This is a genomic window from Riemerella columbipharyngis (assembly GCF_900101995.1).
GTDB classification, from domain to species: Bacteria; Bacteroidota; Bacteroidia; order Flavobacteriales; family Weeksellaceae; genus Riemerella; species Riemerella columbipharyngis.
The window spans coordinates 1-2,572 of the sequence record NZ_FNAS01000036.1 but is presented as its reverse complement, the minus strand read 5'-3'; the positions used below and the strand labels follow the sequence as shown (position 1 = coordinate 2,572).

Sequence of the window (2,572 nt, the reverse complement as noted above, 5' to 3'; positions counted from 1 at the left end):
TATCAGAGTTAAATAAATATAGTATAAACTTTTATTATTTTAAATCTAAGATTAAATGAAAAAAAATCTAATCAAAATCAATTTACTTTGTACTCTTATGGGTACAATGGCTTACGCCCAACAGGGAAGAGTGGGAATCAATACAGATAGCCCAAAAGCCACATTAGACATCAATGCCATTGATGGAGAAAATGCATCGGGTATTCTTATACCTAGACTTAACCGCACACAGTTTGAGGGGTTGATAGGCCGTTTAGGAGCTGATCAAAAATCAATGCTAGTATATCTTATGGAAGATGCTTTTAAAAGTGATGGAACCCCCGAGCAAGGAACAGGACCCTCTGCTTTTAAAACAGGGACTAAATACCTTGCTGGATATTATAAATGGAATGGTACAGACTTCCAACCGATAGAAGGAAATCTATTGTCAAAAACTACGACTCAGATTAGAACAGGAAGAGGGAATATATTCAATAATTCCAGAACAAGAACAGGCTATATACTGCCAGGAATTACCGGAGATGTACTATACAATGGGGTGAACTTTGCAAATGGAGCTTCTATTGCTGGAGTTCAAGCTCTTGCAATAGGTAATGCTACTAAAGCAAATGGAACTAATTCCTTTGCAGGAGGTAACACTACCATAGCAAGCGGAGAAAATTCCTTTGCCATAGGGCAAAACCAGACAACAGCCAGTGGTATATCTTCTTTTGCAGGAGGTGCTTACAGTTTAGCTGCAGGAGAAGAATCTTTTGCTTTTGGAGTTGGTGCCGTTGCCCAAGGAGATAAAGAAATCGCATTAGGTGTTTATAATACAAAGGAAGGAGATAATACGCTTTCTTCAGAATTTAGAAAAAGACTCCTCACTGTTGGAAACGGAGAAAGTGACAGCAATAGAAAAGACGCCTTTACCATATTAAAGAGCGGAAAAGTTGGTATTGGTTATAATAATTTTGAAAAGGAAAATAACGATGCTGTATTACAAGTAAAGGGAGCTGTACTTTCCGATGATTTAAAAGGTACTGGAGATCGCCCTGTATATGCTGATGCAAACGGAGTTCTTAAAATTGGACCAAGTTCAGCAGTTTATACTGCAGGGCAAGGCATGAACTTAGGGGGTACAGATCATGACGCCAATGAATTCTGGAGAACAGGTTTGGAGGAAATTTCCGGAAATAATGGCAATAAAGGCTTGGCTATTGTAGGAAGAGACCCTGAGAACTATGGAAAAATAGGATCTCACGCCGTGGATTTAAGTTATAATATTGTTGCTTCTGAAACTAAAGGAGCTACAGGACATTATTCAGTAGCCATGGGGAGTGCTACCACTGCATCAGGAACTACTTCCTTCGCTATGGGGCAAGATAACATTGCATCGGGAGATTCTTCCTTCGCTATGGGAGCTAGAAACACTGCATCAGGAGATTCTTCCTTCGCTATAGGATTTATTACCACTGCATCAGGACAGGATGCAGTAGCTATGGGGTATCAAACCACTGCATCAGGAAATTATTCAGTAGCTATGGGACAAGAAACCACTGCGTCACAAGGTTGGTCTTTGGCTACAGGATATAAGACGAAAGCTCAAGGACAGGTTTCAATAGCTATGGGGAATACTACCACAGCGTCAGGAAATACTGCCGTAGCCATGGGGAATACTACCACAGCGTCAGGAGCTCGCTCGGTAGCTATGGGGGATACTACCACAGCGTCGGGAAATACTGCCATAGCTATGGGGTATCAAACCACTGCATCAGGAACTCGCTCAGTAGCTATGGGGAATCAAACCACTGCATTAGGAATTAATTCCGTAGCTATGGGACAAGAAACCACAGCGTCAGCAGGTTGGTCTTTGGCTACAGGGTATAAAACGAAAGCCACGGGGGATGTTTCAACAGCCATGGGGAATACTACCACCGCATCAGGATCTAATGCCGTAGCTATGGGGTATCAAACCACTGCATCAGGAGCTCGCTCAGTAGCTATGGGGTATCAAACCACTGCATCAGGAATTAATTCCGTAGCTATGGGAAATGAAAATATAGCCAACGGAAATTCCTCTGTAGCCATAGGAAATGAAACCCAAACAGATAGTTTTTCAGAATTGGCAATAGGAACGAATAACACACGTGTAGAAAATATGGTAGGGGATAGTGGAGCAGGAAGTCAGAAATATAAATCGTATCCTATTTCAAATGGTGATTGGGAAATACCACAACTTGCTAGAAGATTTGTTATTGGGAATGGTAGTACTGTGTCTAGTAATCCCTATCCGTCAGATGCCTTTACTGTTTTAAATAATGCAAGCGTAGGAATCAATATCGATAATTTTGAAAAAGTAGCAGAGAAAACTGATGCCAAGTTAGTCGTAAATGGAGGGATTAAGCTTCACAATGGCGGAGACACAAAACATGATTCCACTTCTACTGGTGGTGATAGAGCTCCTGCTATGTCTATTCAATGTAACCAAAATAATGAGGGAGTTATAAGGTATAATAGGGATAATCATAAATTTGAAGGTTGTAATGGCTCTAGCTGGGTAACACTAGGGTAATTACCCCCTCTTACATCT

The 2,572-nt window shown here is 41.1% G+C and carries 1 protein-coding gene; it reads left to right on the top strand.

Annotation, left to right across the window (positions count from 1 at the left end; translation table 11 throughout):
• Positions 1 to 55: 55 nt before the first annotated feature.
• Positions 56 to 2,554, top strand: coding sequence for a hypothetical protein (locus BLS89_RS10300; RefSeq protein ID WP_092738135.1), 2,499 nt, complete (start codon positions 56 to 58; stop codon positions 2,552 to 2,554).
• Positions 2,555 to 2,572 lie beyond the last annotated feature (18 nt).